Genomic DNA, 3,907 nt, shown 5'->3' with positions numbered 1-3,907 from the left:
AATTTTTTCCGCTAAAATCCAACCTGATTTTCCTCTAAAAACCGCAATATTGGTATAAAATTGCAGATAACGGAAAAAGTATTGGCGAAGTGCGGGCTAAAATGGACTGAAAGTTCAATTTAGACTGAACGTAGCCGATGCTTTTTTCGGATTGTTAAATTAAGAAAAAAATCAATACGAAAAAGCAGCGGCGGATAAATATTTCAAAAAGTTCAACTTGTTACTTTCCCCCGCATTTTGCCAATACAATGTTATCTGTAGTCGTTTCTTACCAATCCGAATTAGAATTGTTTTCAACACCTTTTACTAGATTTGAAACAAATTCTTCATTCGTTTTTACTGCCATCTCGTAAATTTGTTTTAATGAAACCTCTCCTTTTTTGTTAAATACTGAACCCTGCATAAAGTTTCCACCTGTTAGATAGATAGTATTTGTTTTATTGTTGGAATAGGTTTCTGCTTTTTGAAATGTTGGTCTAATCATAAATTTTCCATCTTTGAAATTCATCTCATATCTTATAGAAACAAAGCCTGAAAAAAGGCTCATTCCGAACATTTTTGCGTTGCTTTCTTGTTCATTGCGTACATCTAGAACTATTTGTTCATTTGCGACTTCATTATAACCATCAAATTTTAATCCTTTAAATGAGGCTGTCACATATTTCTTTACCTCTGTAAATAATTGTTCTTTTGTTTTGCCTGGTTTTTCGATAACCTCATAATTTTTGGTTTCGTCCGCTTTGCTCACAAAGTTATTTGCAGTTAATTTAAATTCTTGTGCAAAAGTTAAATTTACAAACATAAAACTCGATAAGAAAATAATTTTCTTCATTTTATAAAATTTTTAAAGTTAATTTAATTTAATGTTGCCAACATCTTCCACCTCCTTCTACTCGCCTTTGGCAACTTCCTCCTTTCTTTGTTAATGCACCACAAACTCCGCTTGAAACATATTGAGTTTCATTTGGTTCAAATGTTTGCATTAAAGTTTGAACTTGTCTTTCAGTAGTTTTTGCCTTTTTTTTATTTTGTAAGTCTGTAGAGTTTTGATATTTCCATTTGAAATTATCGTAAAGAATTACTTTAGTTTTTTTATTCAGTTTTGCAATTCCAACCACAATTTTTGTAGAGTCAGATTTTGCGATACTATCATTTATGGAATTTTTAATGCTGTCCTTAATTTTCTTTAAGTCAGTTTTACTTGTCAATATTTTAGCATCATCTAGAATTTTAGAACAGGAAATTAATGTTAATGCTAAAAAAAAGGATAGAAGTAATTTTTTAATCCTCATAGTGTTTCAGGGTTCTTTTTTAATACGGTTACAGATAACGGGAAAGGGCTTTGCGAGGTGCGGGCTACTGCAACCGAGATTTCAAGAGGTGACCGAACTTTAGCAAAAACTTTTTCCATTTTTTAAAATTACGAAAAAACTAAAAAATGGAAAAGTTTTTGCGGGTATTTTCTGAAAATTTTCTGAGATTTACTTCAACCCCGCATCTTGCAAAACCCATGTTATCGGCAGTTTCTTTATTTTCAATTAATTTTATTCATTTCTTTATAAGTTTCTTCCGTGTTTTTTGTCAAAATTTTCGGCAAAAAATCTTCTCTAGGTTTTCCGTTGGTTTGATATAATCTTTCTGTTGGAAATTGATAACCGATTTTGGTTTCCGTCATTTGGAAGTTTGAAATTGCGCCAAGTAATCCTGCCATTTTTGTTCCAATAATTTTCGCTCTTTTCATTCCGTCAAAACCGATTGCAATTCCTTCTCCCATACTTCCTGTCCAATGCCCAACTAAAATATAAATTTTTCCTCTAAATTGTGATTTTCTCGGAGTAACAAATTCTGTCCAAATTCTTTTTGTTTCGTATTGTTCGTCAAATTCGTGTTTTTGATAAGGCAAAGTTCTGTCAATAAATCTTCCCATAATTGCTCTTGCAACGGTTGTATTTCCTCCACTTGGAGTTTCTGTAAGGTCAATTACTAGATTTTTGTAATTTAAAAAATTGTCAAGCGTTTTGTCAAAATCTAAAATTAACTGATTGTTTCCTAATGAATTATTGATTTTTATGTAGGCTGTATTTTTGTTCAGAACTTTGCTTTCAAGTAATAAATTTGATTGGATTTGTATAAATTCATCGGGAAAATATTTTTTCTCGCTTCCATTTTCTAAAACAGAAACTTCTCTTTTTGTGTTATGTGTTCCTGCAAAAAGCATATCCAAAGCAAATTGATACATTTTAGAATTATGATTTTGCGTAAATTTTGGAAGGAATTTGTTAAGTTGTTCTTCAATCGGTTTTCCATTAAACTTTATAATTTCCATTCCTACTTTTAAACCATTTTTTTCTGCGCCAAAATCTTTTCTTAAATCTGTAATAATAAATTCGCTGTTAATTTTCTCAACAAACATATCTTGTCCCGAAGGAATTAATCTGTTTGAAGAATTTAGATTTGTATTTAGGGAAGAATGTCCATTGTAAAGTTCATTTAAAACGCTTTCTAAAAACTGAATAAATTCAGAATTTGTAGAAATTTTCTCGGCTTTCGGCTCGTAAATTTCTTTTACCTTTTTCCAATCAATATTTTGTTCTTTTAAATAGGCATAATTTTCGTTTATGCCGTTCCAAAATTCGTTAAAGTCTTTTTGATATTTATTTTGTCCATAAATCAAATTTGAAAAAAATAAAAAAAGTGTTACAATATAAAATTTTCCTTTCATACACGCGGTTTTATGAAATTGCCGATAACGGAAAAAGTATTGGCGAAGTGCGGGCTTAATTTGAACGAATGTTCAAGTTCAGACCAAGCGGAGCCGATGCTTTTTCAGATTGTCTAAATTAAAGAAAAAAACAATATGAAAAGCAACGGCGGATAAATATTACAAATCTTTCAATTATATAATTAGCCCCGCATTTTGCCAATACTATGTTAGCAGAAGTTTTTATTTTCCGTATGTTTTTGAATTAGCTTTTATGTAAGTTATTAATGCATTGAAAAGTGGATTAAAGGTATTTTGATCATTCACACCAACCCAAAAATCATCATAAAGAGTATCACCAACAAATATTTCGTCAAAATTCTCAGGATTAACTAATTTTAATTGTATTCTTTTACTTTTTTCTTTATTATCGTCAAACTTTAGATATAGAAATTTTTTATATTTTCTGTATACATTATTAATTCCTATTTTTCCAGTTATTGCTCCAACTTCATCTTGTTTTCCGTCTTTTATAATATCTTTTTCTAAATCTTCAAAAGTAATTACTTTGTCAAAATATCCTAATTTTTCAGCCATTCCTTTCATAAATGCATTGTTTGGAACTACAAGTAATTCTTTATTACTATCTAAATCATAAGGTTGATTAACTAAAATGTCTGCTTTTTTTGATGATTCAAAGTATCCATCTTGTTTTTTCTCTGATACTTTCATTACTGTACAACTTTGAATTGAGAAAGCTGTAACAATTAAAATAGGTAAAATTAATTTTTTCATTTCTTTATTATGGAGAATGTTGTTTAAAATTTCTGCTAACGGAAAAAGTATTTGCGAAGGGCGGGCTAAATTTAACTGAAAGTTCAATTTCGACCGGACGAAGCAAATTGCTTTTTCAGATTACCAAATTACAAAAAAAAAGTAATATGAAAAGCAAGTTGCGACTAAATGCATCGGGTTTTTCTATTATGAATTCAACCCCGCCTTTTGCAAATACCATGTTAGCCGCAGTTTTTTTATCTATGCTTTTCAAAAAGCCATTTTGGGATTTCCTCCGTAATTAAGAATGGAATCACAATGTTGTTATGATTCAAATTATTTAAAGTTGTAAATATCAATTTTTTGTTTGAGGATAATTTGTTGTATAACTTAAGGCTCCCATTGTAAGGGTTTTCATCATCTTTTTCTCCG

General features: G+C 29.9%; 4 protein-coding genes. All 4 read right to left on the bottom strand.

What is annotated here, in order from left to right; translation table 11 throughout:
• Window positions 1-268: 268 nt before the first annotated feature.
• The 4 genes from AC23MB_RS14070 to AC23MB_RS14055 all read right to left on the bottom strand — a co-directional run bounded on the left by AC23MB_RS14070 (window position 269) and on the right by AC23MB_RS14055 (window position 3,496).
• On the bottom strand, window positions 269-832 hold the full coding sequence (locus AC23MB_RS14070) for a hypothetical protein (protein WP_472577468.1): 564 nt from the start codon (window positions 830-832) through the stop codon (window positions 269-271).
• A gap of 28 nt (window positions 833-860) precedes the next feature.
• Window positions 861-1,292: a hypothetical protein gene (locus AC23MB_RS14065; protein WP_472577467.1), complete on the bottom strand. Its 432-nt coding sequence runs from the start codon at window positions 1,290-1,292 to the stop codon at window positions 861-863.
• Between the two features lie 242 nt (window positions 1,293-1,534).
• Complete coding sequence (locus tag AC23MB_RS14060) at window positions 1,535-2,722, bottom strand: S41 family peptidase (RefSeq protein ID WP_487787611.1); 1,188 nt, start codon at window positions 2,720-2,722, stop codon at window positions 1,535-1,537.
• Between the two features lie 222 nt (window positions 2,723-2,944).
• Window positions 2,945-3,496 (bottom strand): hypothetical protein, encoded by a 552-nt coding sequence (locus AC23MB_RS14055; RefSeq protein WP_243551188.1) that lies wholly within the window; start codon window positions 3,494-3,496, stop codon window positions 2,945-2,947.
• Between the last annotated feature and the right edge of the window lie 411 nt (window positions 3,497-3,907).

The organism is Soonwooa sp. T0.1_25 (assembly GCF_057652215.1).
The sequence above is the reverse complement of the archived record's forward strand: the minus strand, read 5'-3'. Positions and strand labels throughout refer to the sequence as shown.

Bases quoted from the DNA above. Each gene is read 5' to 3' on its own strand.
- AC23MB_RS14070 (WP_472577468.1), bottom strand. From the start codon at position 832: ATGAAGAAAATTATTTTCTTATCGAGTTTTATGTTTGTAAATTTAACT.
- AC23MB_RS14065 (WP_472577467.1), bottom strand. From the start codon at position 1,292: ATGAGGATTAAAAAATTACTTCTATCCTTTTTTTTAGCATTAACATTA.
- AC23MB_RS14060 (WP_487787611.1), bottom strand. From the start codon at position 2,722: ATGAAAGGAAAATTTTATATTGTAACACTTTTTTTATTTTTTTCAAAT.
- AC23MB_RS14055 (WP_243551188.1), bottom strand. From the start codon at position 3,496: ATGAAAAAATTAATTTTACCTATTTTAATTGTTACAGCTTTCTCAATT.